General features: G+C 71.1%; 21 protein-coding genes. 12 read left to right on the top strand and 9 right to left on the bottom strand.

The window, feature by feature from the left end; translation table 11 throughout:
• The first annotated feature begins 116 nt into the window (after positions 1 to 116).
• The 5 genes from ACWY4P_RS19590 to ACWY4P_RS19570 are packed head-to-tail and all read left to right on the top strand — an operon-like array spanning position 117 to position 5,838.
• Positions 117 to 1,769 (top strand): peptide ABC transporter substrate-binding protein, encoded by a 1,653-nt coding sequence (locus ACWY4P_RS19590; RefSeq protein ID WP_456211836.1) that lies wholly within the window; start codon positions 117 to 119, stop codon positions 1,767 to 1,769.
• Between the two features lie 3 nt (positions 1,770 to 1,772).
• Complete coding sequence (locus tag ACWY4P_RS19585; protein ID WP_456211835.1) at positions 1,773 to 2,696, top strand: ABC transporter permease; 924 nt, start codon at positions 1,773 to 1,775, stop codon at positions 2,694 to 2,696.
• On the top strand, positions 2,689 to 3,702 hold the full coding sequence (locus tag ACWY4P_RS19580; protein ID WP_456211834.1) for an ABC transporter permease: 1,014 nt from the start codon (positions 2,689 to 2,691) through the stop codon (positions 3,700 to 3,702). Before ACWY4P_RS19585 ends, ACWY4P_RS19580 begins: the two co-directional genes overlap by 8 nt.
• A gap of 11 nt (positions 3,703 to 3,713) precedes the next feature.
• The gene (locus ACWY4P_RS19575) at positions 3,714 to 4,772 is read left to right on the top strand and encodes an ABC transporter ATP-binding protein (protein WP_456211833.1); all 1,059 of its coding nucleotides are present in this window, start codon (positions 3,714 to 3,716) and stop codon (positions 4,770 to 4,772) included.
• Complete coding sequence (locus ACWY4P_RS19570; protein WP_456211832.1) at positions 4,744 to 5,838, top strand: ABC transporter ATP-binding protein; 1,095 nt, start codon at positions 4,744 to 4,746, stop codon at positions 5,836 to 5,838. Before ACWY4P_RS19575 ends, ACWY4P_RS19570 begins: the two co-directional genes overlap by 29 nt.
• A gap of 73 nt (positions 5,839 to 5,911) precedes the next feature.
• Here ACWY4P_RS19570 and ACWY4P_RS19565 read toward each other — a convergent pair whose 3' ends face one another.
• Positions 5,912 to 7,084, bottom strand: a complete 1,173-nt coding sequence (locus ACWY4P_RS19565; RefSeq protein ID WP_456211831.1) for an FAD-dependent oxidoreductase — start codon at positions 7,082 to 7,084, stop codon at positions 5,912 to 5,914.
• A gap of 103 nt (positions 7,085 to 7,187) precedes the next feature.
• Here ACWY4P_RS19565 and ACWY4P_RS19560 point away from each other — a divergent pair, with 103 nt between their 5' ends.
• Entirely contained in the window at positions 7,188 to 7,811 is a 624-nt protein-coding gene (locus ACWY4P_RS19560) for a TetR/AcrR family transcriptional regulator (protein WP_456211830.1), read from the top strand.
• Positions 7,812 to 7,917: 106 nt separating this feature from the next.
• Here the strand turns inward: ACWY4P_RS19560 and ACWY4P_RS19555 are convergent, their stop codons facing one another.
• The 4 genes from ACWY4P_RS19555 to ACWY4P_RS19540 are packed head-to-tail and all read right to left on the bottom strand — an operon-like array spanning position 7,918 to position 12,603.
• Positions 7,918 to 8,298, bottom strand: coding sequence for a signal peptidase I (locus ACWY4P_RS19555; RefSeq protein WP_456211829.1), 381 nt, complete (start codon positions 8,296 to 8,298; stop codon positions 7,918 to 7,920).
• A 47-nt stretch (positions 8,299 to 8,345) separates the two neighbouring features.
• Positions 8,346 to 9,491, bottom strand: a complete 1,146-nt coding sequence (locus ACWY4P_RS19550; RefSeq protein WP_456211828.1) for an ABC transporter ATP-binding protein — start codon at positions 9,489 to 9,491, stop codon at positions 8,346 to 8,348.
• A gap of 12 nt (positions 9,492 to 9,503) precedes the next feature.
• Complete coding sequence (locus ACWY4P_RS19545; RefSeq protein ID WP_456211827.1) at positions 9,504 to 10,565, bottom strand: ABC transporter ATP-binding protein; 1,062 nt, start codon at positions 10,563 to 10,565, stop codon at positions 9,504 to 9,506.
• 13 nt (positions 10,566 to 10,578) lie between these two features.
• The gene (locus tag ACWY4P_RS19540; RefSeq protein ID WP_456211826.1) at positions 10,579 to 12,603 is read right to left on the bottom strand and encodes a transposase; all 2,025 of its coding nucleotides are present in this window, start codon (positions 12,601 to 12,603) and stop codon (positions 10,579 to 10,581) included.
• Positions 12,604 to 12,783: 180 nt separating this feature from the next.
• Between ACWY4P_RS19540 and ACWY4P_RS19535 the strand changes: the two genes are divergently transcribed.
• Entirely contained in the window at positions 12,784 to 13,347 is a 564-nt protein-coding gene (locus ACWY4P_RS19535) for a hypothetical protein (RefSeq protein ID WP_456211825.1), read from the top strand.
• A gap of 61 nt (positions 13,348 to 13,408) precedes the next feature.
• On the opposite strand, the gene ACWY4P_RS19530 is transcribed toward ACWY4P_RS19535, so the two are convergent.
• From ACWY4P_RS19530 to ACWY4P_RS19520, 3 genes are all read right to left on the bottom strand, one after another.
• Positions 13,409 to 14,386 carry an ABC transporter permease gene (locus tag ACWY4P_RS19530; protein WP_456211824.1) on the bottom strand — a complete coding sequence of 326 codons (978 nt, stop codon included), beginning with the start codon at positions 14,384 to 14,386 and terminating at the stop codon, positions 13,409 to 13,411.
• A 124-nt stretch (positions 14,387 to 14,510) separates the two neighbouring features.
• Positions 14,511 to 16,310: an ABC transporter substrate-binding protein gene (locus ACWY4P_RS19525; RefSeq protein WP_456211823.1), complete on the bottom strand. Its 1,800-nt coding sequence runs from the start codon at positions 16,308 to 16,310 to the stop codon at positions 14,511 to 14,513.
• A 16-nt stretch (positions 16,311 to 16,326) separates the two neighbouring features.
• Positions 16,327 to 17,358, bottom strand: a complete 1,032-nt coding sequence (locus tag ACWY4P_RS19520) for an ABC transporter permease (protein WP_456211822.1) — start codon at positions 17,356 to 17,358, stop codon at positions 16,327 to 16,329.
• Between the two features lie 447 nt (positions 17,359 to 17,805).
• Here ACWY4P_RS19520 and ACWY4P_RS19515 point away from each other — a divergent pair, with 447 nt between their 5' ends.
• The gene (locus tag ACWY4P_RS19515; protein ID WP_456211821.1) at positions 17,806 to 18,975 is read left to right on the top strand and encodes a hypothetical protein; all 1,170 of its coding nucleotides are present in this window, start codon (positions 17,806 to 17,808) and stop codon (positions 18,973 to 18,975) included.
• Between the two features lie 40 nt (positions 18,976 to 19,015).
• Here ACWY4P_RS19515 and ACWY4P_RS19510 read toward each other — a convergent pair whose 3' ends face one another.
• Entirely contained in the window at positions 19,016 to 21,223 is a 2,208-nt protein-coding gene (locus ACWY4P_RS19510) for a prolyl oligopeptidase family serine peptidase (RefSeq protein WP_456211820.1), read from the bottom strand.
• Positions 21,224 to 21,484: 261 nt separating this feature from the next.
• Here ACWY4P_RS19510 and ACWY4P_RS19505 point away from each other — a divergent pair, with 261 nt between their 5' ends.
• From ACWY4P_RS19505 to ACWY4P_RS19490, 4 genes are all read left to right on the top strand, one after another.
• Positions 21,485 to 21,679: a hypothetical protein gene (locus ACWY4P_RS19505; protein WP_456211819.1), complete on the top strand. Its 195-nt coding sequence runs from the start codon at positions 21,485 to 21,487 to the stop codon at positions 21,677 to 21,679.
• Between the two features lie 48 nt (positions 21,680 to 21,727).
• Positions 21,728 to 22,633, top strand: a complete 906-nt coding sequence (gene mshB, locus ACWY4P_RS19500) for an N-acetyl-1-D-myo-inositol-2-amino-2-deoxy-alpha-D-glucopyranoside deacetylase (protein ID WP_456211818.1) — start codon at positions 21,728 to 21,730, stop codon at positions 22,631 to 22,633.
• A complete protein-coding gene (locus ACWY4P_RS19495; RefSeq protein WP_456211817.1) occupies positions 22,630 to 22,998 on the top strand; it encodes a DUF6113 family protein in 369 nt (122 codons plus the stop codon). Before mshB ends, ACWY4P_RS19495 begins: the two co-directional genes overlap by 4 nt.
• 173 nt (positions 22,999 to 23,171) lie before the next feature.
• Positions 23,172 to 25,346: a hypothetical protein gene (locus ACWY4P_RS19490; protein ID WP_456211816.1), complete on the top strand. Its 2,175-nt coding sequence runs from the start codon at positions 23,172 to 23,174 to the stop codon at positions 25,344 to 25,346.
• Positions 25,347 to 25,424: the final 78 nt, after the last annotated feature.

The raw sequence follows: 25,424 nt of genomic DNA, 5'->3' as shown, positions 1-25,424 counted from the left end.
ACGTCAGAGGCCGGGCGGGGTGGACACGGACGGCGCCCGCGCGGATGCGGAAAGTCATCTCATGGGATGTCATATGGGCCTAAGCCGGAACTCGGATCCGCCCTCGGGAGGCACCCATGCGCTCAGCCGCGCGCGTTCGGCGCGTTCGGCGTGCCACGCGGGCCGTGGGCGCGCCGGGCGGCCTCCTCGTCCCGCTGGTGCTCGCCCTCGCCGCGACGGGCTGCGGCGGCGGCGACGCGCCCCAGGGCGTCGTACGGTCCTCCTGGGGCGACCCGCCCAACCCGCTGGAGCCCGCCAACATCAATGACGTCCAGGGCGGCAAGGTCCTGGACATGATCTTCCGCGGGCTCAAGCGGTACGACCCCGCGACCGGCGAGGCCAAGAACGCGCTCGCCGACCGGATCCGGACGACCGACCAGCGGACCTTCACCGTCACCATCAAGGGCGGCCGGCGGTTCGGCAACGGCGAGAAGGTCACCGCCAAGTCCTTCGTGGACGCCTGGAACTACGGCGCCCTGCTCGACAACGCGCAGCGCAACGCCTACTTCTTCGAGTACATCCAGGGCTACGACAAGGTCCACCCGGTCACCGGCAGCCCCACCGCGAAGACCCTCTCCGGCCTGCGCGTCAAGGACGAGCGGACCTTCACGGTCAAGCTCAGCCAGAAGTTCTCCAGCTGGCCCAAGACGCTCGGCTACAACGCCTACGCGCCGCTGCCCCGCGCCTTCTTCGAAGACCACGCCGCCTGGCTGCGCAAACCCGTCGGCAACGGCCCGTACGAAGTGGTCTCGTACGCCAAGGGCTCGGTCATGAAGCTGCGCGCCCGGGACGACTACCCCGGCCCGGACAAGCCCCGCAACAAGGGCGTCGAACTGCGCGTCTACACCGACAGCAACACCGCCTACACCGATCTGCAGGCGGGCAACCTCGACCTGGTGGACGATGTGCCCGCCGCCCAGCTGAAGTTCGTCCGCTCCGACCTCGGCGACCGCTACATCAACCAGCCCGCCGGCATCATCCAGACCCTCACCTTCCCGATGTACGACCGCCGCTGGCGGGGCCCGGGCTCGGCCAAGCTGCGGCGCGGCATCTCCATGGCGATCAACCGCGCGCAGATCACCGACCGGATCTTCCACGGCACCCGGACCCCGGCCACCGACTGGACCTCCCCGGTGCTGCGCCGCCAGGGCGGCTACCGGCCCGGCCTGTGCGGCGACGCCTGCGACTTCGACCCGGTACGGGCCAGGGCGCTGATCAAGGCGGGCGGCGGGCTGCCCGGCGGCCGGATGACCATCACGTACAACGCCGACACCGGGTCCCACAAGGACTGGGTCGACGCGGTCTGCAACAGCGTCAACAACGTGCTGCGCAGCGACCGGGCCTGCGTCGGCAGACCGGTCGGCACCTTCGCCGACTACCGCAACAAGATGGCCGGCCAGCGGATGACCGGGCCGTTCCGGGCCGGCTGGCAGATGGACTACCCGCTGATCCAGAACTTCCTCCAGCCGCTCTACTACACCGACGCCTCCTCCAACGACGGCCACTGGAGCGACACCGCCTTCGACCGGCTCGTCGACCGGGCCAACGCCGAGTCCGGCGACGGAGCGGCCATCTCCGCCTTCCAGGACGCCGAGAAGATCCTCGCCACGCAGATGCCCGCCATCCCGCTGTGGTACCAGAACGGCAGCGCGGGCTACTCGTCCCGGCTCGACGGCGTGGCCCTCAACCAGTTCAGCGTCCCGGTCTACGACCGGATCAAGGTCGGCTGACCCATGGGCCGTCATGCGCTCCGGCGGCTGCTCCAGATGATCCCCGTGTTCCTGGGCACCACCTTCCTGATCTTCTTCATGGTGTACGCGCTGGGCGACCCCGTCGCCGCGCTCTTCGGCGACAAGGCCCCCGACCCGGCCACCGCCGCCCGCATCCGCCAGGAGCTCTACCTCGACGAGCCGCTGTGGCGGCAGTACGCGCACTACATGGGGCAGGTCTTCAGCGGCCACTTCGGCACCGCCTTCGACGGCCGGCCCGTCACCGAGCTGATGGCCGACGCCTTCCCCGTCACCCTCCGGCTCACCCTCGTCGCCGTGCTCTTCGAGATGGCCCTCGGGCTCACCCTCGGCGTCGCGACCGGGTTGCGGCGCGGGCGCGGCCTGGACACCTCCGTACTGCTGCTGACCCTGGTCGTGGTCTCCGTCCCGACCTTCGTCAGCGGCTCGGTGCTCCAGTACCTGATCGGGGTGAAGTGGGGCTGGACCACGCCCTCCGTCGCGCCGGAGGCGCCGCTGGGCCAGCTGCTGCTACCGGGCGTCGTCCTGGGCCTGGTGTCGCTCGCGTACACCACCCGGCTCACCCGCACCTCCATCGTCGAGAACGCCCGCGCCGACTATGTGCGCACCGCGGTCGCCAAGGGGCTGCCACGCCGCCGGGTGATCGTCCGCCACCTGCTGCGCAACTCCCTGATCCCCGTGGTGACCTTCCTCGGCACCGACATCGGCGCGCTCATGGGCGGCGCCATCGTCACCGAGCGGATCTTCAACATCCACGGCGTGGGCTACCAGCTCTACCAGGGCATCCTGCGTCAGAACTCCCCGACGGTCGTCGGCTTCGTGACCATCCTCGTGATCGTCTTCCTGCTGGCGAACCTGCTTGTCGACCTCCTCTACGCCGTGCTCGACCCGAGGATCCGGTATGCCTGAGCCGTTTGACACCCCCCAAGCGATCGCCCCGGCCGGCGGCGGCGCACAGGCCCTGGCCGCGGCCGACACCCACGCCCTGCGGGGCGCCCCCGCGGCCGTACCCGCCCGCAGGCGCGGAGGCGGCCGGGACCAGGGCCGCGGACCGGCCGGCCGGTCCGCGGCCCCCCGCGGGCTGTGGTCCGACGCCTGGCGGGACCTGCGCCGCAACCCGGTCTTCCTGGCCTCCGCCCTGGTCATCGTCTTCCTCGTACTGATCGCGATCTGGCCGGAGCTGATCACGGACGGCAATCCGTACCGCGCCGACCTCTCCAAGGCGCAGGACGGCCCGGCGCCCGGCCATCCCTTCGGCTACGACCTCCAGGGCCGCGACGTCTACACCCGCACCGTCTACGGGGCCCGCGCCTCCATCGCCGTCGGCATCTGCGCCACCGCGGGCGCGGCCCTGCTCGGCAGCGTGCTCGGCGGGCTGGCCGGGTACTACGGGGGCTGGTGGGACGCCCTGCTGTCGCGGATCGCCGACGTCTTCTTCGGCATCCCGATCCTGCTGGGCGGGCTGGTCTTCCTGTCCGTGGTCACCAGCGGGTCGGTGTGGCCGGTGGTCGGCTTCATCGTGCTGCTGGGCTGGCCGCAGATCTCCCGCATCGCGCGCGGGGCCGTCCTGACCTCCAAACGACACGACTACGTCCAGGCGGCGCGGGCGCTCGGCGCGAGCGACGCCCGGACGTTGCTGCGGCACATCGCGCCCAACGCCGTGGCCCCCGTGATCGTCGTCGCCACCATCGCGCTCGGCACGTACATCTCGCTGGAGGCGACGCTGTCGTTCCTCGGCGTGGGGCTCAAGCCGCCGACCGTCTCCTGGGGGATCGACATCTCGTCCGCCTCCACCCAGATCCGCAACGCCCCGCACATGCTGCTGTGGCCCGCCGGGGCGCTGAGCGTCACGGTGCTGGCGTTCATCATGCTCGGCGACGCGGTGCGCGACGCGCTCGACCCGAAGCTGCGCTGAGGGAGCGGGAGATGAGCGAACCGTGTGGGGCGCCGCCCGCCGTGCCCCGTCTGCTGGACGTCCGGGACCTGCGGGTCGAATTCCGCACCAGGGACGGGGTCACCGAGGCCGTGAGCGGGGTGACGTTGGGCGTGGACGCCGGCCGGACGCTGGCGGTGCTGGGCGAGTCGGGGTCGGGCAAGTCGGTGACCGCCCAGGCGATCATGGGCATTCTCGACTCGCCGCCCGCCCAGGTGACCGACGGGCGGATCCTCTTCCAGGGGCGGGACCTGCTGGAGACGGTCGAGGAGGAACGCCGCCGGGTGCGTGGCGCCCGCATGGCGATGATCTTCCAGGACGCGCTCTCCGCGCTGAACCCGGTGGTGCCGGTGGGCGCCCAGCTCGCCGAGATGTACGAGGTCCACCAGGGCCTGCCGCGCCGCGCCGCGCGCGCCAGGGCCGTCGAGCTGATGGACCGGGTGCGCATCCCGGCGGCGAAGGAGCGGGTGGGCGACTATCCGCACCAGTTCTCCGGCGGTATGCGCCAGCGCATCATGATCGCCATGGCGCTGGCGCTGGAGCCGGACCTGATCATCGCCGACGAGCCGACCACCGCCCTGGACGTGACCGTCCAGGCCCAGGTCATGGACCTGCTCGCGGAGCTGCGGCGCGAGTACAACATGGGCCTGATCCTGATCACCCACGACCTGGGCGTGGTCGCCGACGTCGCCGACACCATCGCGGTGATGTACGCGGGCCGGATCGTCGAGACCGCACCCGTACGCGACCTCTACCGCCGCCCGGCCCACCCGTACACCCGCGGGCTGCTGGACTCGGTGCCGCGACTCGACTGTGGGGGTGCCCGCGGGGGCCGGGAGCTGTACGCGATCAAGGGCCTGCCGCCCGGCCCGGCGGACCTCCCGCCCGGCTGCCCCTTCACCCCGCGCTGTCCCCGCGCCCAGGACGTCTGCCGCACCGAACGGCCGCCGCTGTACGAGGTGACGTACGGGGGCACGGCCGCGGGGCGGGCCAGCGCCTGCCACTTCTGGAAGGACGAGCTCGATGCCCGCGACCCCATCGCAGCCCCCTGAGCCCGCCGCCGAGCCGGTCCCGGCCCAGGTCCAGGTCCCGGTCCTGCAGGTCCGCGACCTGGTCAAGCTCTACCCGCTGACCCAGGGCGTCGTCTTCAAACGCCAGGTGGGCGCGGTCAAGGCCGTCGACGGCGTCTCCTTCGACCTGCGGCGCGGCGAAACGCTCGGTGTGGTCGGCGAGTCCGGCTGCGGCAAGTCCACCCTCGCCCGGCTGCTGGTCAACCTGGAGCGGCCGAGCGCGGGGGAGATCCGCTACCGGGGCGAGGACATCACCAGGCTGTCGGGGCGGGCCTTGAAGGCCGTGCGGCGCAACATCCAGATGGTGTTCCAGGATCCGTACACCTCGCTGAACCCCCGGATGACGGTGGGCGACATCATCGGTGAGCCTTTCGAGATCCACCCCGAGGTGGCTCCCAAGGGCGACCGCCGCCGCAAGGTGCAGGAGCTGCTGGATGTGGTCGGGTTGAACCCCGAGTACATCAACCGGTATCCGCACCAGTTCTCCGGCGGTCAGCGCCAGCGCATCGGCATCGCGCGGGGGCTGGCCCTCAACCCGGAGATCATCATCTGCGACGAGCCGGTCTCCGCGCTGGACGTGTCCGTCCAGGCACAGGTCGTCAATCTGCTGGCGCGGCTCCAGGCGGAGTTCGCCCTCTCCTACCTCTTCATCGCCCACGACCTGTCGGTCGTCCGCCACATCTCCGACCGGGTGGCGGTGATGTACCTGGGCCGCTTCGCCGAGACCGGCACCGACACCGAGATCTACGACCACCCGACCCATCCGTACACCCAGGCCCTGCTGTCCGCCGTCCCGGTCCCCGACCCGGAGTCCCGTGAGGGCCGTGAGGGCCGCGAGCGCATCATCCTCACCGGCGACGTCCCCTCCCCGGCCAACCCACCCTCCGGCTGCCGCTTCCGCACCCGCTGCTGGAAGGCCGAGGACCGGTGCGCGGTGGAAGTGCCCCGGCTCGCGGTACCCACCGGCTTCCGGGCCACGGACGGCCCGGCCGCACACCCCTCGGCCTGCCATTTCGCCGAAGAACGGCTGCCCGCGCCGAGCGGTTGACTGCGACGGGCGCCTACGACCCCCCATGCCACCGAGCGACCTCCACCACTCCGCCGCCACCAGCGGGCAGCTTTCAGGCCGTCAGACGCGCTCTCGTCTCCGGCAGTTCGCCGCAGTCGTGGGTGTAGAGCCAGGCCGTGGCCTTCTCGAAGAAGAAGCGGACCGCCACCGGCATCACCAGGTCGCGCATCCGCCGCGCGAGCGGGCCGGCCGCCTTGGCGTCGCGGTTGTCCGAGGCCGCCTTGACCATCTTGGCAATGCGGTCCGAGCGGGCAGCGTCGTACGCCGAGAGGGCTGCCGCCACCGAGGGCTCTGCGGCCAGTGACCGTGCCAGGACCAGTGCGTCCTCCAAGGCCATCGACGCGCCCTGACCCGCGCCGACGGGGTGCCCGGCGTCGCCGAGCAACGCGATGCGGCCGTTGTGGCGGACCGGGATCGCGTCGAGCCTGTGCATCAGGGTGGGGCGGTGCAGTTCGACGGTGGCCTCCAGGATCGCGGACGGCACCTGTTCGTGCCGGTAGAGCCCGGCCAGGCGGCGCAGCCATTCCTCGTCGGTGAGGCTGAGCTCCGGCTGTGCGGGGCAGGCGACCTGGGCCGACCACCAGACCTTGCCGCCGGGGGCGGCGAGGTGGATGAAGGCGCCGTTGCGGGCGAAAGTCAGGTTGAAGATGCCGGGTTCGGTCTCGATGCCATCGGCGATGCCCGAGATGCTGTAGATGCCGGCGTACTCGGGGGCGGGCGCGTGCGGGTCGAGCAGCGACCGGGTGGCCGACCAGATGCCGTCCGCGCCGATGAGCAGCGACGCCTCCGCCGTACGGCCGCTCGCGAAGATCGCCCGTACGCCCTCCTCGGTGGTGGCCGCGTCCACCAGGCGCTCACCGGTGAGGATGACCGCCCCGGCCTGAAGCGCCTCCGCGCGCAGCGCCTCGACCAGCGCGCCCCGCATCAGGGTGACGCTGTGCAGGTCATCGCCGCTCAACCGGCCCCGCGGGACATCACCCAGCAGCTTGCCCGAGCTCGACCACATGCGCTGGCCCGGCACGTCGATCCCGGCCCGCTGCACCTGCTCCAGCACGCCGAGGGAGCGCAGCACCCGCAGACCGTTGGACGCCAGGCTCAGGAACGAGCCCACCTGACCTGCCGGTTCGGCGTACGCCTCGTACACCGTGACCTCCACACCGAGCCGCCGCAGCGCAATCGCACTCGCCGCTCCGGCCACTCCCCCGCCGATCACGATGACGTTCACACACACTCCCTGAATCCACATTCATTGAATCTAAATTCACCGAACTGGGGTTCACTATGATGGAGGGACAGACCCACGTCAAGCCCGAGAAGGAGCCCACCCGATGGGCGTACGCAAGGAGAAGGCCGCCGAGACCGAGGCGGCGCTGAAGGACGCGGCACGGCGACTGTTCGCCGAACGCGGCTATCTCGACACGAAGATCACTGACATCGCCCGCGAGGCCGGACGCGCGACCGGCTCCTTCTACGCCCACTTCGCGGACAAGAACGCTCTGCTCCAGGCCCTGCTGCAGGATCTGAACGCGCAGGCCGACACGGAGATCGGCGCGGACGGCCATCCGGTCGACCACGATCTGACGGACCCCGACCAGCTGCGCGAGCATGTGGCCGTCACCTGGCGGGTGATCCGTGACCACCTGCCCGTGGTCGTGGCCCTGATGCAGACGAACCTGGCCGGTCCGCCCAGCGAGGGTCGCGCGTGGGCGAGTATGGCCGAGGAGACGAGCACCTTCCGTGAGCACCTGGACTGGCTCCGCCGGCGCGGTCACCAGCTCCCGGGCGACCCCGCGCTGGTCGCCGTGGCCATGGGGGCAATGGTCTCGATGCTCGGGTTCGCCGTCATCACCGCAGGGGAAGGCGGCCCGCAGGCCACCGACGACGAGATCGTCGACACCCTCACCGCCCTGCTGCTGCACGGCCTGGCGGGACCCGCGGCGGGCACGGGCTGACCGGCCGGTACGGGATTCGCCCGGAGCTCACGGAGGACGAGGCGACGCAGGCATACGGACGCCCGGCCGGCCGGATCACCGGCCTGAATCTTTGGTTTCCTGGTCGTCAGCCCTGCGGTTCCGCGACGTCCACCGCATAACCGGCCACGGACGGCCATCGGACCGTCAGTACCACCGACTCCTCCTCCGCGAACCAGGAGTGGTCGACCCCGCGCCCCCATACGACGTAGTCGCCCTGCTGTTCCAGGAGAACGCTGCGGCCGGGCAGCTCGACGCGGAAGCGACCGCTGATGAGGACCAGGAGAGCGGTTCGTCGCTCGCCCCGCACCCACTGGGCTCGCTCGTCACCCGGAGGGTGCACACCCCACTTGATCTCCACGGCATCGCTGTGGCGGGGATCGTCGGCGTCTTTGAAGTGCCCGAGGATCCATCCTCGGTCCAGAGCGGCGTCCTTGCCTGCGTTGCCCACGTATACGGTGTCGTTCACGCATGTGGACGCTAGCAGGGTTCAGTCCACACGTTCAGTCCACACGTTCAGTCCTTGTGAACCTCCTGGTGGATCTCCTCCGCCGCGATCAGCGCCGGATCGAGGATCACGTCCTGCTCGCGGGCCGCCACGCTGGGGGCCTCGGGGAAGTGGCAGGCGGACAGATGGCCCTCGTGGTTGCCTTCGAGGCGGATCAGCGGGGGCTCTTCGCGGGCGCACTTGTCCTGGGCCTTCCAGCAGCGGGTGCGGAAGCGGCAGCCGGAGGGCGGGTTGATGGGGGAGGGGACGTCGCCGGCGAGGCGGATGCGCTCGCGGCGCGCGGTGCCGCTCGCTCCGGTGTCCGCGGCCTCGCCCTCGTCCGACTCCTCGCTCAGCAGGGTGGCCTCGGGGACCGCGGAGAGCAGGGCGTGGGTGTAGGGGTGGCGGGGGCGGAGGTAGATGGAGTCGCGGTCGCCGACCTCGACGATCTTGCCGAGGTACATGACCGCGACGCGCTGCGAGAAGTGGCGCACGACGGCGAGGTCATGGGCGATGAAGAGGAAGGCGATGCCCAGCTCGCGGCGGAGCTCCTGGAGGAGGTTGACGACCTGGGCCTGGATGGAGACGTCGAGCGCGGAGACCGGTTCGTCGGCGACGATGAGCTTGGGTTCGAGGGCCAGCGCGCGGGCGACGCCGATGCGCTGACGCTGGCCGCCGGAGAACTCATGGGGGAAGCGGTTGTAGTGCTCGGGGTTCAGGCCCACGGTCTCCAGCAGCTCGCGCACCCGGGCCTCGCGGCCGCCCGGCGGCTCGATGCCGTTGATCTCCATCGGCCCGGCGATGATCGCGCCCACGGTCTGCCGGGGGTTCAGCGAGGAGTACGGGTCCTGGAAGATCATCTGGATCTGGGAGCGGATCGGCGCCAGCCCTTTGCGGTCCGCGTGGGTGATGTCCTGGCCCTGATAGGTGACGGTCCCGGCGGTGGGCTCCAGGAGCCGGGTCAGCAGCCGGCCGGTGGTGGACTTGCCGCAGCCGGACTCGCCGACCAGGCCGAAGCTCTCGCCCGCCCGCACGGTCAGGTCGATCCCGTCCACCGCCTGGACGGCCCCGACCTTCCGCCGGAAGGGGAAGCCGCCCATGATCGGGAAGTGCTTGGTCAGCTTCTCCGCGACCAGGAGGGGTTCCCCGGACGCGGGCGACGCGTTGCTGCTCATGGTCCGTGTCTCCTAGGCCAGCCGGGGCTTGATCTGCTCGGTGAAGATGGTCTGCTTGCGGTCGGCGGCCAGATGGCAGGCCGCGCCCCGCCCCTCGGGCAGCGAGGGGCGCTCGGTGGCGCACCGGTCGCCGTCGACCTCCTCGGTGTAGGCGCAGCGCGGGTGGAACGGGCAGCCGGGCGGTGGGGACAGGAGGCTGGGCGGGGCGCCGGGGATGGGGCTCAGCGGCTCGTCGACGGCGGAGGTCAGGCGCGGCATGGAGCCCAGCAGCCCCCAGGTGTACGGATGCCGGGGGGACCGGAGCACCTCGCGGACCGTGCCGCGCTCCACCGCCCGGCCGGCGTACATGACCAGCAGGTCGTCGGCGGTGTTGGCGACCACGCCCAGGTCGTGGGTGATGAGGATGATCGCGGAGCCGAACTCCTGCTGCAGATCCTTGAGCAGGTCGAGGATCTGGGCCTGGACGGTGACGTCAAGGGCGGTGGTCGGCTCGTCGGCGATGAGCAGGTCGGGGTCGCAGACCAGGGCCATGGCGATCATCGCGCGCTGCCGCATGCCGCCGGAGAACTGGTGCGGATAGTCGCGCACCCGCAGCTTGGCGTTGGGGATGCCGACCTTCTCGAGCATCTCGATGGCGCGCCCCCACGCCTCGCGCTTGGAGGCCCCGGTGTGCTTGCGGTAGGGCTCGGCGATCTGGCGGCCGACGGTGTAGTAGGGCGAGAGGGCGGTGAGCGAGTCCTGGAAGATCATCGCCATCTTGTTCCCGCGCAGCTTCTCCAGGGTGCGCTCGGGCGCCCCGGTCAGCTCCTGGCCGTCCAGCACGATCTCGCCGCGGATCTCGGTGTTGCGCGGGTCGTGCAGGCCCAGGACGGCGAGGTTGGTGACGGACTTGCCGGAGCCGGACTCGCCGACGATGCCGAGGGTGCGACCGCGCTCGAGGTCGAAGGAGAGGCCGTCCACGGCCTTGACGACGCCGTCCTCGGTGGCGAAGCGCACATACAGGTCGCGCACGGACAGGAAGGCGTCGCCCGCGGTGGGGGCCGGGGTGGCCTCGGACTTGGTCAGGGTGGTCACGTCGGTCGTACTCCTAAGACTTGTCCCGTATGTGTGTACGGGGGTGGCCGGTGTGCGGTCGTGTCGTTCCGGCGTGGGCCTTGGGCCGCGTGGGTGCGGGTCGGGTCTCATCCGGGGTTGCCACGGTGCAGTGTCCGGCGTTTCGCCGAGCAGAGGCCGTCCGTTGCCGGGGAAGGGTGTTCCCGCGGGGATCAGCTGCCGCGCGGGTCCGGCCCGAGGGCGGGGACTTCGGTGCGGTTGACTCGGTCAGGGCTTCTTGCAGCCCCTGGGCGAAGAGGATCTGGGCGGTACGGGCGCGGGTGTGGTCCAGGCGCGCGGTGGCGGGGTCGTCGGGGTCGGTGAGGGTGGTGAAGGCGGCCAGGGCGGCGGAGACCAGGTCACGGTCGCCACACAGCCCGCAGCCGCCTTCCGCCGGGTCACAGTAATGAGTGCGTTGGCGCAGGGACTTGGGTGCGCGTCGGCCGCACAGGCAGTGCTGGGACAGGGCGGTGGTGAAGGTCGAGGCGCGCAGGAGCCGTCCGCCGGTGGCCGTGCACTCGGCGGCGAGTTGGGTGATCAGCCGTCCGGGGGTGGTGGCGGAGCAGGCACGGCCCCACAGGCGGAACCAGGTGCGGATGTCGCAGTCCTCGATGGTCAGGTTCGGACCGTGGGCGGCGACCAGTACGGCGGCGATGCGTCTGGCGCGGTGGTGTTTGGCTTCGGCTTCGCGGGCGGCGGCCATCGCGTGCCGGGCTCGCAGGGTGCGGTAGCTGGTGCTGAGGGTGTCGTGGCGGTAGGGCTGGGCGGGCTTTCCGGTGGTGGTGCGGCGTGGCCCGGCGGGGGTGGCGGTGGTCCTGGGCGGGAGCCCGGCGGTGTGGCGGCGCTCGTCGCGGGCCTGTTGGCGGCGGGAGGGCCGGTACTGGGCGGGGTTGGTCGAACGGCGGGAGCGGTCCAGGGCGCGCTGGCGGCCTTTGGCTTTGCGCCGCCGTACCGTCAGGGTGTGCTGCTCGGCTTCGGTGAGGGTGATCGTGTCGGCGCGGACGGGGCCGTGGTCGGGATGGCCGGTGGCGGGGAAGGAGACCACGGCGAGGCTGGAGACGTTGCCGTCCACTCCGCCGATCCTGCCCAGGGCGGCGGCCTGGGTACGGCGGGCGCGGGTGGCGGGGGAGGCGTAGCCGGGGGTGAGGACCATCAGGTGGGCCTCGTAGGTCCAGCCACCGGGGGCTGTGGCGTCGCGGCGGCGGACCAGATCGGCCTTGTGCCACCCGGTGGGGTCGGACAGGTAGTGCGCCAGGTACGCCCAGCGGTCGGCGCCCTGCGGGAGCCGGACCGGTAGCACCAGGTCCCCGTCCCTGCTGTTCGGGCCGCCGGCGAAGACCACGGTCAGTGGTCCGGTGTGGTCGAACCAGGTCGCCGCCCGGGTACGGGCACGCCCTCGGTCGTCGACGGTGCTGGTGGGGATGCGGCCTGTGGGGCGGGGAGGCGTGGGGAGGTTGCGGGGCTGGGCGAGGACGGAGGTTCCCGGGGGCAGGGCCGCGGTCTGCGCGGGGGTGGTGATGTGGCTGGGCAGTGCGGGGTGCCGGAAGGCGTTCAGGTGCCCGGCCAGGGTGCCGTGCAGACGGAAGGTCTCCCATTTCCGCTCCACTGTGTGGGAGCGGGCCCGGCCGGGGATACGGGTGTATTCCCACCAGGTCCCGGTTTTCGGGCGTCCGGCCCGCTGCCCGGAAGCGTCGGGGTGCAGGTGCCGGGCCACCCCGGCCCACACCTCATCGGCCTGGTGCATCGCCAGCGCCTTGGAGACATGGTCGCCCAGCCAGCCTGAGCGCTCCGCATGGGCGTAGGCGCGGTGCTCCAGCCCGGTACGGGACAGGCCCAGTTCCGCCCGCCACGCCTTCGCATCGCTCTCGCGGCGCGCGTCACCGGCCCAGTAGGCGTCCACCACCGCCCGTGCGTCGCGCTGAAGAGCCCGCTTGACCTGCCACATCGCCCCGAACAGCAACTCCACCCGGCGCCGGGGCCCCGGGTCGTCCACCACCAGCGGCAGCCGGATCACTGACACCGCGGCATCCTTCTCCCGCCGCCACGGCTCGGCCTTGTTCGACCCCCGAAACCGCCGACTCTCCCCCGAAGCAGAAGCAGGCTGCTGTCGCGGCGGCATCTTCATCTTCCCTCCTCTCCCCAGGCCAGCGTCAGCGTCAGGTATAACGCCGGTTCGTCAGTTCGAGTTACGGTCTGATGTGTGCATCTTTGTGTGGCCTCCTGCTCCAGTTCCGAACTGCGGGCATGGACCGGCCTGTCCGGCCCGCAGTTGAAGATGCTGATCACCTGGCTGTGGCACCGCCGCCCGACTGCGGCCGGGGACGGCCCATGGGCTCTGGCCTATGCCGACCGGGTGCTGCCGGTCACACTGGCCTGCCGCACCAACTTGACCATGCTGCAAATGGGCTTCCTGTTCGGGGACTCCGCCGTCCACCGCACCATCGCTGACCTCGCACCCCACCTGGCGGCCTTGCTCGACCCGCCGCCCACCGACAGACGCGAGTTGTGGCTGGTGGACGGCACGCTGATCCCCGTTCACGACAAGAAGCGCACCGCGAAGTCCATGAACTACCGGCGCAGCGTCAACGCCCAGGTGATGTGCCGGGCCCGGGACCGGCGCGTGGTCGCGGTCGCCGAACACGCCCTGGCCCGGCTCAAGGGCCACCAGGTCCTCCGACAGTGCCGACGCAAAGGCGACAGCACCGACCACGCCATCACCGGCGTCGCCGTCCTGCACAACCTCGAACTGGAGATCACCGCGTAGCAAGAACACCACGCCACCCACATCGGGACAGGACATCTCATCTGGCATTACGGGACATCTCCTAGGCGAGGCGCACGCGCGGGTCGATGACGGCGTACAGAGCGTCCACGATGATGTTGGCGATGACGATCGCCGTGCAGCTGAAGAGCATCACGCCCATCAGCATCGGGAGGTCCTTCTCGGTCACCGACTCCACGGCGAGCCGGCCCAGGCCGTGCAGGGTGAAGGTGAACTCCGTGATCATCGCGCCGCCGAACAGCGAGCCCAGGTCGATGCCGACGATGGTGATGATCGGTGCTATCGCGCCCCGCCAGGCGTAGCGGAAGAAGACCGTACGGCCCGACATCCCCTTGGCCCGCGCGGTGCGCACATGCTCCTCGTTCAGCTGCTCGACCATCTGGGAGCGCGTCATACGGCTGTAGTTGGCGATGAAGATGATGGAGAGCACCAGCCAGGGCAGCAGCAGCCCGCTGAACCACTTGGCCGGATTCTCGGTGATCGGGATGTACTCGGGCCGGTCGATCAGGCCCCAGGTGTCGACCAGCAGCCACAGCGCGATGACGCCGACGAAGTAGATCTGCAGCGAGTTGCCGATCAGCGACAGGGAGCTGAAGAACTTGTCGGTGAAGGTGCCGCGCTTGGCGGCCGCGATCATGCCGATGGCCACCCCGATGACCAGGAAGACGGCGGCGCCGCCGACGGCGAGCGAGAGCGTGGTCGGGTAGCGGTCCACGATGGTGTCCCACACCGGCTGGGAGTTGGTGAAGGAGTAGCCGAAGCAGGGGGCCGGGCAGTGGCCGACCTCGAAGTCCCGGCCGGCGAAGATGCCGGCCAGATAGTGCCAGTACTGGACCGGGACGGGCTCGTCGAGGCCCAGGTTCTTGTTGATGAGAGCGATGGCGTCCGGGCCGCAGTTCTTGCCGCAGGCCAGCTGCGCCGGCTCCGAGGGCAGCGCGAAGAAGAGGAAGAACGTGATCGCGCTGATCAGGAGGATGATGACGATCGCGCCGAGAGAGCGGCGTACGAGGAAACGAAGCATGGCGTCGCGGGTCTTCCGGTACGGGCGCCTTGGGCGACCAGGGCGGATCGGACGGGCGGCGCTGTCCGCCACCCGCGGAGGGTGGCGGACAGCGTGCCCTGGGGGCTGGTGAGGTAACCGACTGCTACTTCACATACACCGCGGTCGGGTCCGCGGTTCCGTACACGGAGTGGTACTTGATCCCACCGAGCCCCGAACCCCAGATGTTCCACTGGCGGTTGTAGAAGAGCGGGACGGCCGGCACATGGTCGGTGAGGATCTTGTTGGCGAGGGTGACCCACTCGCCGGAGGCCTTCTCCACGTCCGCGATCTTCAGGATGCGGGCGATCTCGGCGTCGACCTTGCCGTCCTTGAGGTGCCAGTAGTTCTGCGAGCCGTCGGCGACGGCCTTGCTGTCGAACAGCGGCGGGACCACGGTCGAGCCGACCGGCCAGTCGGCGCCCCAGGAGGCGCGGTAGATGTCGAAGCCGTTGTCGACCTTGGCGATCTCGGTGGTGAAGTTGTTGGAGTCGATCTCCTTCTTCTCCACCTTGAACCCGGCCGCTTCCAGGGCCTTGACGACGACCACGGAGACGTTCTGGTACTCGGTGGTGTTGGGGTAGGCGTAGACGATCTCCTGCCCCTCCTTGCCCGCCTCCTTCAGCAGCTCCTTGGCCTTCTTGATGTCGCCGCCCTTGTTCTCCTTCTTCGTCTTGCCGAAGGGGTCGAAGTCCTTCCAGCCGGCGAGCGAGGGAGCCAGCAGGTTCCCCGCCACCTGCCCGGCCCGCGGGCCGCCGAACTGGCCGAGGATCTGGTCGTTGGGCATGGCGTAGGCGAGGGCTTCCCGGACCTTCTTGTCCTTGATCCGGTCCATGTTGATGGCCATGTAGTCGACGTAGGGCTGCACCTCCAGGAAGGTGCGCGACTTGGTGCCCGGGTCGTTGTCGACCTCCTGGCCGGACTCGGTCGTGACCGCGTTGGTGAAGCTCATCGCCTGTTTGTCGCTGCCCCGCTCGGCCAGCAGCCGGCGGGCGGAGTCGGGCTCCTGGATGCCGAAGCGGATGTCGAACTTGTCCGGGTACTGGTGGCGGACCGCGTCCGTGTTCGGGTCCCACTGGTCGTTGCGCACCAGGGTCAGCGACTTGCCCGGGTTGAGCTTGTCGATCTTGTACGGGCCGGAGGAGACCGGGTGGTTGGTGTACTTGTCGGCGGTGTCCTTCTTGCCGTCGGAGGGCACCGCGCCGACGTTCGGCATGGCGGCCGCGTACGGAGTGTCCGCGTGCGGCTCCTTGAAGTGGAAGACGATCGTTTTGTCGTTCGGCGTGTCGAGCACGTCCTTGGGCAGGTGCTTGCCCTTGTACGGGCCGTCGGGCAGCGCCTTGCGGAAGCTCTGACCCTCACCCGAGAGCCACTGCGGGATGTACAGCGGGCCGTCGGTGGCCCACTTGGCGTAGAGCCGCTCGATGGACTGCCGGACGTCGGCGGAGGTGATCGGGGACCCGTCCTCGAACTTGAGGTTGTCCTTGAGCGTGTACGTCCAGGTCTTGCCGCCGTCCGAGGACTTGCCGGTGTCGGTGGCGAGGTCGCCGACGAGCTTGACCCGGCCCTTGTCGTCGACCTTGTAGGTGGTCAGCGACCGGTTGTAGAGCATCTGGACGGTCAGCATGTCGGCGTAGTAGATCTGTGCCGGGTCGAGATAGGTGAAGGCGTCGCGCTGCAGGACGTTGACCGTCCCGCCCTTCTTGGCGCCGGGCACCCCGGCGGCCGGGCCGGTGGAGTCGGCCGCGGTGCCTATGGAGTAGTTCTCGGCCCGTGACTTGTCCGGCTTGTTCTTTTCGGTCTCCTCGCTGTTCCCACCCCCGCTGCTGCAGGCTGAGAGCACGAGGGCCCCGATCGCCAGAGAGACGGCCGCATGCCGTCCTCTGCCCCGTGTGGATGAGGTCATGTGTCGTTGCACCTGCCTAGCGCTTAGTCTTCGGATCGAATGCGTCCCGGACCGAGTCCCCGAGCAGGTTGAAGGCCACCACGAAGATCACCATGGCCACGCCCGGGAAGAACATGTACGTGATGTCGTTCTGGTAGTGCCTGGCGCCGGTGGCGAACATCCGGCCCCAGTCGGGCGTCGGCTCGACGAGTCCGACGCCGAGGAAGGAGAGCCCGGCCTCGGCGGTCACGAAGGTCGGCAGCATCAGCGTCGACTGCACCAGGATCGGCGTCCACAGATTGGGCAGCAGCTCCTTGCGGATGATCCGCCAGGGGGAGGCGCCGGTCACCTTCGCGGCCTCCACGAACTCCCGCTCGCGCAGGCTGAGCACCTGCCCTCGCAGCAGCCGGGCCAGGCCCATCCAGCCCAGCGCCCACTGGACCAGGATCAAGGTGATGACCCGCAGATAGGTGGGCGTCTCCTTCTCCGGGTTGACGAAGAGCGCGTAGACGACGGGCGTGAAGGCCACGAAGGACAGCTGTGCGGGGAAGGCGAGGAGCAGATCGATGAAGCGGCCGAGGAAGTAGTCGGTCTTGCCGCCCATGTAGCCGGCCGTGACGCCGACGAGGATGCCGGTGAGGGTGCACAGGAGGGTGACGGCGACAGCGATCAGGAGTGAGGTCCGTATGCCGTACAGGAGTTGGGTGAACACATCCCGGCCGAGCTGGGGCTGGAGGCCGAACCAGAACTCGCCGTCGATGCCCCCGTTGGGCTTGATGGGGTAGTAGAACTCGTTGAGCAGCCCGGGCCTGTCGAGTCCGTAAGTGGTGTACGGATCCTTGCCGTACAGCCCTGCGATCACGGGCGCGAGTAAGGCGATTGCAAAGAAGAAGATCACGACGTAGGCCGAAATCACGCCTGTCTTGTCGCGTTTGAAACGCCGCCACATCAACTGGCCGGGCGACCGCCCCACCAACGGCGCGCTGTCCTTGCCGACTTCGGCCGTCGGCGCTCCATCCGGACCGGGGGTGTTCGCCCCGGGCGCGGCGGCCTGGGAAGGACTCGTCATCGCGTAGCGCCCCCCGCACTGATCGCTTGTCTATTCGCGTTTGTCTACTCGCGTCATGTCGCTCCCGTCCGCCGGTGGTCGTGCGCGTCTCGGGATGAGCGGACTTTCGCAACCGACTACCAGCTCAGTCAAGGGGACAGCGGAAGCGGAAGGGGCGCTCACCGCAGTCTTGAGCGAACATTTTGCAGATCGAGGTCCCCGCGTGCTTGACAAAGATCACTCGACGGCGACAAAGAGTGAGCAACACGCATCAAACGCGTTAACAAGCAAGCAACTTGGCTGACGCGATACCGATATACGGACGCGTCAGGCTGAACTGCGTACGGCCGTGCGGGTGCCGTAGACCGGCCGGGGCGCGCCATGTCGCCCCGGCCGGTCACTTATGTCGGCACATTGGTGACACCCGGGACGGTTGATCAGGGGTCGGGGCGGGGCAAACCTACAGCCATGGGGCAGGGACGGATACTCAACCGCGGCGCGCGCACCTTCGGGGCGCTGGTCTGCGCTGTGCTCGGGCTGATCGCACTGGCGTGGATCATCCGGGATTTCGACAAGGCCGACGAGGCCAGTCATGTGTGGTGGACCTGGGCCGGGCTACGGTACGGGCCCCCCGGCGGCGTCTCCGGGTCGTCCCTGGTCGATCTGATCCTGCTGGTCGTCTACCTGCGCGTGCTGGGCGTGGCGCTGCGCTCGCCGGCCGCCGCCGGGGCGCTGGCCTCGGCCGCCGTCGCGACGGTCGCGCTGCGCCTGCCCAGCCTGTGGAATCTGCACGCCGACTGGATGCAGGGTGTCCCCGACGGGCTGAAGACCCGCGCGCAGCTGAGCGCGTGGACGGCGGTCCTGCTCGGGGTCGCTCTGCTGGTCGTCGTGGCCGCTGGCCGGCGCCCGGCCGACGGGGCCGTCCCCGACTACGCCGTCTCGCCCGCCGACCGGCCGCCCGCCCGGCCGACGCCCGGGGCCGCCGTGGCGGCCGCGCTGTTCCTGGGAGCCGTCGCGGTCGTCGCGGGCGCCTGGCAGATCTACTGGGCCCAGAAGCAGGGCTGGGACATCTACGAGCACACGCTCACCGGAAAGTACATGCTCATCACGCTGCTCTCGCCGCCCAGCGGGTGGACGGCCTGGACGATGGCCTTGCTGGCGCTGGTGGCCGCCTTCGCGGCGCTCGGCCGGGCGCCGCTGGCCCGGCCGCTGGGGATGACGGTGGCGGTCCTGGTGCTGGGCTATTCGATCATCGCGATCTCCACGTACATCAAGTACGACGTCCTCGACCACTTCGACGACCTGCCGACCGTGGGTGTGCTCTCCGTGCTGACCGCGTTCTTCGAGGCGCTCGCCGGCCTGGTCGTGCTGATCGCGCTGGCGCAGCCCGGCATCCCCGCGGACGCCGAGCCGCTCGCCGGATGGGGCGGGCCCGCGGCTCCGCCGTACGGGGGCTACGGCGGCTATGGCGGGTACGGAGGCTACGGCGGAGGGGGCGGCGGCTACGGCTACACCCCGCCGCCCACGGCCCCGCCCACCACTCCGCCGGCGTCCCCGCCCGGCCCGCCGCCCGCATCCCCGCCCGCGGTCCCGCCGCCGCCCTCCTCGCCCCCGCCTCCGCCGCCGCCGGGCTGGTAGGGGTAGCAGAGCGCGGCGGGCGCCGCGGGGCGGACTCCGCTCAGCTCCCGCCCAGCGACCGCCGCAGGAAGTCCACCTGGAGCAGGAGCAGGTTCTCGGCGACCTGTTCCTGCGGGGTCATATGGGTCACTCCGGACAGCGGCAGCACCTCGTGCGGGCGCCCGGCCGCGAGGAGTGCGGAGGAGAGCCGCAGGGTGTGCGCGACGACCACATTGTCGTCCGCCAGGCCGTGGATGATCATCATCGGGCGGTGCGGGTCCACCGCGCCGCGCAGTCCCTCGTCGGTCACCGGCGAGTTGGCGGCGTAGACCTCCGGCTGCTCGTCGGGGTGGCCGAGATACCGCTCGGTGTAGTGGGTGTCGTACAGCCGCTGATCGGTGACGGGGGCGCCCACGATGCCCGCGTGGAAGACGTCCGGGCGGCGCAGCACCGCGAGCGCCGCCAGGTAGCCGCCGTAGGACCAGCCGCGGATGGCGACGCGGGAGAGGTCGAGCGGATAGCGCTCGGCCAGCGCCGCCAGCGCGTCGACCTGGTCCTGCACCGTCACGCCCGCCAGGTCGTCGCGGACGGCCTTCTCCCAGGCGGGGGAGCGGCCGGGCGTGCCGCGGCCGTCGGCGACGATCACCGCGAAGCCCTGGTCGGCGAACCACTGCGAGGTCAGGTGGGCGTTGTGGGAGGCCAGCACGCGCTGGCCGTGCGGGCCGCCGTAGGGGTCCATGAGGACGGGCAGCGGCCCGTCGTCCGCGGTGTGGCCGGCCGGTAGCAGCACGGCGCTGGGGATGTGGCGCTCGCCCGCGTGGAGCAGCTGCGGGCGGGCGGTGAGGACCGGCCGCTCGGCGTACGAGGCGATCTCGGCGAGGCGGTCGGCCGAGCCGTCGGCGGTGGGCCGGAGCACCTCCACCGCCGCGCCGGGCCGGTCCGGCTCGGCGTACGACAGGACGATCACCTCGCCGCCGCGCACGGCGGACTGCACGGCCGGGACGGGCCTCTTGTCGACCGCCTCCCAGCCGCCCTGGTCCCCGCTGCCGCGGAACCACGCCCGGAAGACCCCGATCTCGCCGGGCTGTGCGGGCAGTTCTGTGTCCGCGCCCGGCGAGGCGGAGAAGAGCACGTCCTCCTCACCGATGTCGAGGACCGACCGGACGTGCAGCGCGCCCGAGGTGAGCTTGCGGTCGCCGACCATCAGCACCCGGGCGCCGCCCTCGTCCGCGACGCGGACGAGCCGCCCGTCCGGCGTCCACCCCGGCACACCAGGGAAAAGATCCAGCCAGACCGGGTCCTCGTCCACATGTACGGTGCGGGTGCGCCCGGTCCCGGTGTCGACGGCCAGATACAGCTGGCTGCGCTGGTCGCGGGCCTGGACCAGCAGCAGCGGCGGGCCGTACCCGGACCAGTGCACCCGGGCGAGGTACGGGTAGCGCCGCCGGTCCCATTCGATCTCGGTGCGGGCCCCGTCCAGGCCCAGCAGCACCAGCCGCACCTCGGCGTTGTCGGTGCCCGCGGCCGGGTACGCGACCTCGGCGGGCTCCCGGTCGGGGTGCGCGGGGTCGGCGATCCACCAGCGCCGCACGGGCGCGTCGTCGACCCGGGCGACCAGCAGCGCGTCGCTGTCCGGCGACCACCAGAAGCCGCGCGAGCGCTGCATCTCCTCGGCCGCGATGAACTCGGCGAGCCCGTAGGTGACGGTTTCGCCCTCCGGCTCGGCCAGCGCCCGGTCGCCGCCTCCGGTATCCCCGGTATCCCCGGTATCCCCGGTATCCCCGGCGCCCCCGTTGACGTCTGTCACGCGCAGCGCGCCCTGCGCCACATAGGCGACCCGGCGTCCGTCCGGAGACGGGCGCGGGTCGATCACCGGGCCCGGCACGGGGAGTTCGCGGGTCACGCCGGCGCGCAACTCGGAGGCGAACAGCCGGCCCGAGAGTGCGAAAGCGGCCAATTCGACGGCCCGGTCCGTGGCGTAGCCGACGACGCCCCCCGAGCCCTCCCGGCTGCGCTCACGGCGGGCCCGCTCCTCGGCGGACAACTCCTCGTCGGCGCCGCCGAGCAGGGCGGCCGGGTCCGCGGCCGGGTACTCCCGCCGCTCGGCGAGGTCGTGCACCCACAGGAGGTTGGCGCGGTCGGTGCCGGTGCGCGAGCGCAGGAACACCACGCGCGAGTCGTCGGGCGCCACGACGAAGGCGCGCGGCGCCCCCAGGGTGAAGCGCTGGGTGCGGGCGTGCTGCCGGGGGAACGAGAGCTGTCCGGTCATAGGGCGAGCGTACGGCTCCGGCCCGGTTGCCGCGGGCATGTTCCGCCCGCGGCGGCCGTGGAGATCAACTCGCCGAATGTGGCGAGAATCAGGCCTGATGATGAGGCAGACGGTGCGAACAGGCATGCGCCCCTGTCATGCTCCCGTGCACCGAGTCGTGCGCACGGGCCCATAGTTATGATCGATTGCGCATAGTGGGTAGGCCCCCTGTGGCATGAATATGTTGTCCGTTAGAGCGCGTGTACCTGGAGGTGAGCCGCTGTGGCGCTCTCGATTTCGTTGGCTGTGCTGCTGCTGATCATCGTCTTCATGCTCGTCCAGAAGGCTGGGCTGAAGTCGGGGCACGCGATCGTCTGTGTGCTGCTCGGCTTCTACCTCGCCAGTTCCTCGGTCGCCCCGACGATCGACGACCTCACGACGAACGTGGCGAACATGATCGGGGATATAGAACTCTGATCCATGGCTGACCCGCGGCTCCCGCCGCGGGGCTCGTAGGCTGTGTTCATGACCCCGGTCCTTCCCGCCCGTCGCCTGCTCCTGGTACATGCACATCCGGACGACGAGTCGATCAACAACGGCGCGACCATGGCCAAGTACGCCGCCGAAGGTGCCCACGTCACGCTGGTGACCTGCACGCTCGGCGAGGAGGGCGAGATCATCCCGCCCGCCCTGGCGCACTTGGCCGCCGACCGCGACGACGCGCTCGGCCCGCACCGGATCGGCGAACTCGCCGTGGCGATGAAGGCGTTGGGGGTCAGCGATCACCGCTTCCTGGGCGCTCCCGGGCGGTACCGCGACTCCGGGATGATGGGAGCCCCGCAGAACGCCCGCCCGGAGTGCTTCTGGCGGGCGGAGGTGGACGAGGCCGCCGCCCACCTGGTCGAGGTGATCCGTGAGGTGCGCCCGCAGGTCCTGGTCACCTACGACCCGAACGGGGGCTACGGCCACCCCGACCACATCCAGGCGCACCGCGTCGCCATGCGCGCGGCGGAGCTCGCCGCGGAGCAGGTCTTCCGCCGGGACCTGGGCGCCCCGCACGAGATCGCCAAGATCTACTGGAACTGCGTCCCGAGCTCGGAGCTCGAGGAGGGCTTCGCCCGGCTGCGCGCCGCGGGCGCGCAGGCCCCCTTCCCGGGGATCGCCTCGGCCGGCGATGTGCCGGGCGTGGTCGACGACGCACGGGTGACCACGACGGTGGACGGGGCCGGATACGCCGAGGCGAAGGCGGAGGCCATGCGCGCCCACGCCACCCAGATCGTGGTGGACGGGCCCTTCTTCGCGCTCTCCAACGATCTGGGTCAGCCGCTGTCAGCCCAGGAGCACTACCTGCTGGTCAGAGGGGAGTCGGTCATGGCTTCCGGCTCGGAACGGGGCTGTGAGGACGATCTGTTCGCGGGGGTGTCGGCGTGACGGCCGCGCGCGTGGGGGCGTACGCGCTGCTCGGCCTGGTGGGGGTGCTCGTCGCCGTCGCGGGCGCGCTGGTCCAAGCGGCCTGGTTCCCCGGCGGGTTGCTGCTCGCGCTGCTCGGGATCGGCGCGCTGTGCTACGGCGGGGTCAAGGCGACCGGTACCCGGGCGGGCGGGGTGGTGCCCGCCGGGGCGTGGGTGATCGCCGTGTTGTTTCTCACCGTGACGCGTCCCGAGGGGGACTTCCTCTTCGGGGCCGGGGCGGGTTCGTATGCTTTTCTGCTGGGTGGAATGTTCGCCGGTGTGATGTGCGCCACGATGCCGAAGGTGTCGCAACCGGGCGGCGGCCCGGCCCGACTTGGTAAGTGACGTCACGTTTCGCCCTGGGCCTCCGCCGGGACGACGGCCGTGCGCGCCGGTGCGCGGGATGCGGTGTTACAGCGGTCGTCAAGTGTCTGCCCGCGGGGCCCAGTAAGGTGGTGCCGCCGCCGAGCCGCCCGCGCGAGTCTGACGGGCGGCGGAGCTAACTGGGAGAACCTGCTTTGAGCCGTGAATCTGACAGTTCGTCCTCCGGGTCCCGGAAGGGCAGTGGCGCCGCCGCCTACCCGCCCGGCACCCCGCCGTACGGATCCCGCCAGTACCCCTCGCCGGACCCGGCGCAGGAGTCCCAGGGCGGCTCCGGCGACGGCGAGGCGCGTGCCGCGGCCAGGCCGGAGGAACCGAAGACCGAGACCACGCTGACGACCCGGATCCGGATCAATATCCCCGGCTCGCGGCCCATCCCCCCGGTGGTCATGCGTACCCCGGTCGGCGAGGAGGGTGTGCCGAATCAGCGCTCCGCCGACGACCCCGAGGGCGCCGGCGACCCGGACCGGTCCGACGCCGCCCCGGCGGCCGGAGCGGCGCGGGGAGAAGACTCGGAAAACAAGCCTGGGAACAAGCCCGAGAAGACCGAGCGGACCAGCGACTGGTTCGCGCCCCGCAAGGGCAAGGGCAACGCCTCGACGACGGGGAACACGCCGCAGCCCCCGGTGCCGCCCGCCCCCGGGCCCGCCGCGGCCGAGCCGTTCGGCGCTGAACCGTTCGGGGGTGAGCCCTTCGGTACCGGCCCGTTCGCGCCCGGGGCCTCCGCCGCCGCGCCCTCGGCTCCCGAGACCACACAGCAGTTCCCGGCTCCCGACTTCTCCGCTCCGGAGACCACGCAGCAGTTCCCCGCCCCGTCGCTGGGCGGCGGGCCGGGCGCCGACCTGCCGTACTTCACCGACACCCCCCGGGGAGGCTTCCCCGGGGCGGCGGAGCCCAGCGGTCCGACGACCGGCCCGGTCACCGGCGATATGCGGCTGCCGACGCGCGGCCCGGGCGCCGGCCGGGCGCCACTCGGAGGCGGTGCCGGGCTCGCCGGGCAGCCGCCCACCCCGCCGAACGGCTCGCCGCTGTCCGGCAGCCTCGGCGCCACCACCGGCGCGAGCCCCGCGTCGGCCGGGCCGTTCGGCGGCCCCGGCGGCAGGCCGGGCGCCGACGCCGACGCGCCCCCGCCGCTGTTCCGCGACCCCGACCCGACCCCCGGCGGCGGCGTGCCGGCCGAGCATGTCTCCGGGGAGACGCTGGTCAGCGGCATCCCCGTGGTACCGCCGACCGAGAACCGGCCGGGCTCGCCCTTCCCGCCCGCCGGGAGCGGCTCCGCCTCGCCCGCCCCGTCCGCCGAGGACGGCACCCCGCCGAGCAGCCCGGCGGCCCCCGCCGCCCCGGCGGCCGCCCGCCCCAAGAAGAAGGGGCGCTCCAAGCTGATGCTGGCGGTCGGCGCGCTCGTCTTCATCGGCGGCGTCGCGTACGGCGCGGGTCTGGTGATGAACCACGCCGACGTCCCCAACGGCACCACGGTGCTGGGCGTGGACATCGGCGGCACGTCCAAGGAGACGGCGGTCCAGAAGCTCGACACCGCGCTGGAGGGCCGTACCGGCGCCCCGCTGAAGGTGTCCGTGGACGGCGAGCAGAAGGAGATCAAGCCGTCCGTCGCGGGTCTGGTGCTGGACACCGAGGCCACGGTCCGCGGCGTCGCGGGCCGCGACTACAACCCGGTCACCGTGATCGGCTCGCTGTTCGGCGGCACGCACCAGGCCGATCCCGTGGTCACGGTCGACGAGGAGAAGCTCAAGGACGCGCTCCAGCGGCTCGCGGGCACCTCGGGCACGGCGCGCGAGGGCACGATCAAGTTCGAGCCCGGCAGGGCCGTCGCGGTGTACGGCAAGGCGGGCAAGGGCCTGGACGTCGACAAGGCGGTCGCGGCGGTGGACGAGGCGTTCCGGCAGCGGGCCGCCACGGGTGAGAACAAGGTCATCACCCTGCCCGTCGTCACCAAGCAGCCGCAGATCAGCAACGCCGAGGTCGACCGCAAGATGCGGACCTTCGCCCGGCCCGCGATGTCGGACCTGGTCAAGGTCCAGACGGACCCGGTGCACGTGCTTCTGCTGAGCCCGCAGAACTCCCTGTGGAAGGTCCTGTCCGTGCGGGTGGTGGACGGCAAGCTGGTCGAGCACTACGACCGCGACGCCCTGAAGCAGCTGTACGGCGGCCTCTTCGACGGCGTGCTGATCCAGCGCGGCAACGGCAGCAAGCAGCCCGTCGCGCCGACCGACGTCGCGGTGGCGCTGGGCCAGGCGCTGAAGGGCAAGACCCCGGCCGAGCGGATCGGCATCATCGAGACCAACGGCGACTGAGCGAAGCGCGTACGGCCCCCGTCCGGCACCGGGCGGGGGCCGTGGTGTGCCCGGCACCGGGCCATGACATCTGTCGGA

This window comes from Streptomyces sp. LZ34 (genome assembly GCF_053890475.1).
This window is presented reverse-complemented; position numbering and strand designations above follow the sequence as displayed.

Coding starts and splice junctions, on each gene's coding strand:
- ACWY4P_RS19550 (WP_456211828.1), bottom strand. CDS start 9,491: ATGAGCAGCAACGCGTCGCCCGCGTCCGGGGAACCCCTCCTGGTCGCG.
- ACWY4P_RS19520 (WP_456211822.1), bottom strand. CDS start 17,358: ATGACGAGTCCTTCCCAGGCCGCCGCGCCCGGGGCGAACACCCCCGGT.
- mshB (WP_456211818.1), top strand. CDS start 21,728: ATGACCCCGGTCCTTCCCGCCCGTCGCCTGCTCCTGGTACATGCACAT.
- ACWY4P_RS19585 (WP_456211835.1), top strand. CDS start 1,773: ATGGGCCGTCATGCGCTCCGGCGGCTGCTCCAGATGATCCCCGTGTTC.
- ACWY4P_RS19575 (WP_456211833.1), top strand. CDS start 3,714: ATGAGCGAACCGTGTGGGGCGCCGCCCGCCGTGCCCCGTCTGCTGGAC.
- ACWY4P_RS19510 (WP_456211820.1), bottom strand. CDS start 21,223: ATGACCGGACAGCTCTCGTTCCCCCGGCAGCACGCCCGCACCCAGCGC.
- ACWY4P_RS19590 (WP_456211836.1), top strand. CDS start 117: ATGCGCTCAGCCGCGCGCGTTCGGCGCGTTCGGCGTGCCACGCGGGCC.
- ACWY4P_RS19515 (WP_456211821.1), top strand. CDS start 17,806: ATGGGGCAGGGACGGATACTCAACCGCGGCGCGCGCACCTTCGGGGCG.
- ACWY4P_RS19580 (WP_456211834.1), top strand. CDS start 2,689: ATGCCTGAGCCGTTTGACACCCCCCAAGCGATCGCCCCGGCCGGCGGC.
- ACWY4P_RS19530 (WP_456211824.1), bottom strand. CDS start 14,386: ATGCTTCGTTTCCTCGTACGCCGCTCTCTCGGCGCGATCGTCATCATC.
- ACWY4P_RS19570 (WP_456211832.1), top strand. CDS start 4,744: ATGCCCGCGACCCCATCGCAGCCCCCTGAGCCCGCCGCCGAGCCGGTC.
- ACWY4P_RS19560 (WP_456211830.1), top strand. CDS start 7,188: ATGGGCGTACGCAAGGAGAAGGCCGCCGAGACCGAGGCGGCGCTGAAG.
- ACWY4P_RS19525 (WP_456211823.1), bottom strand. CDS start 16,310: ATGACCTCATCCACACGGGGCAGAGGACGGCATGCGGCCGTCTCTCTG.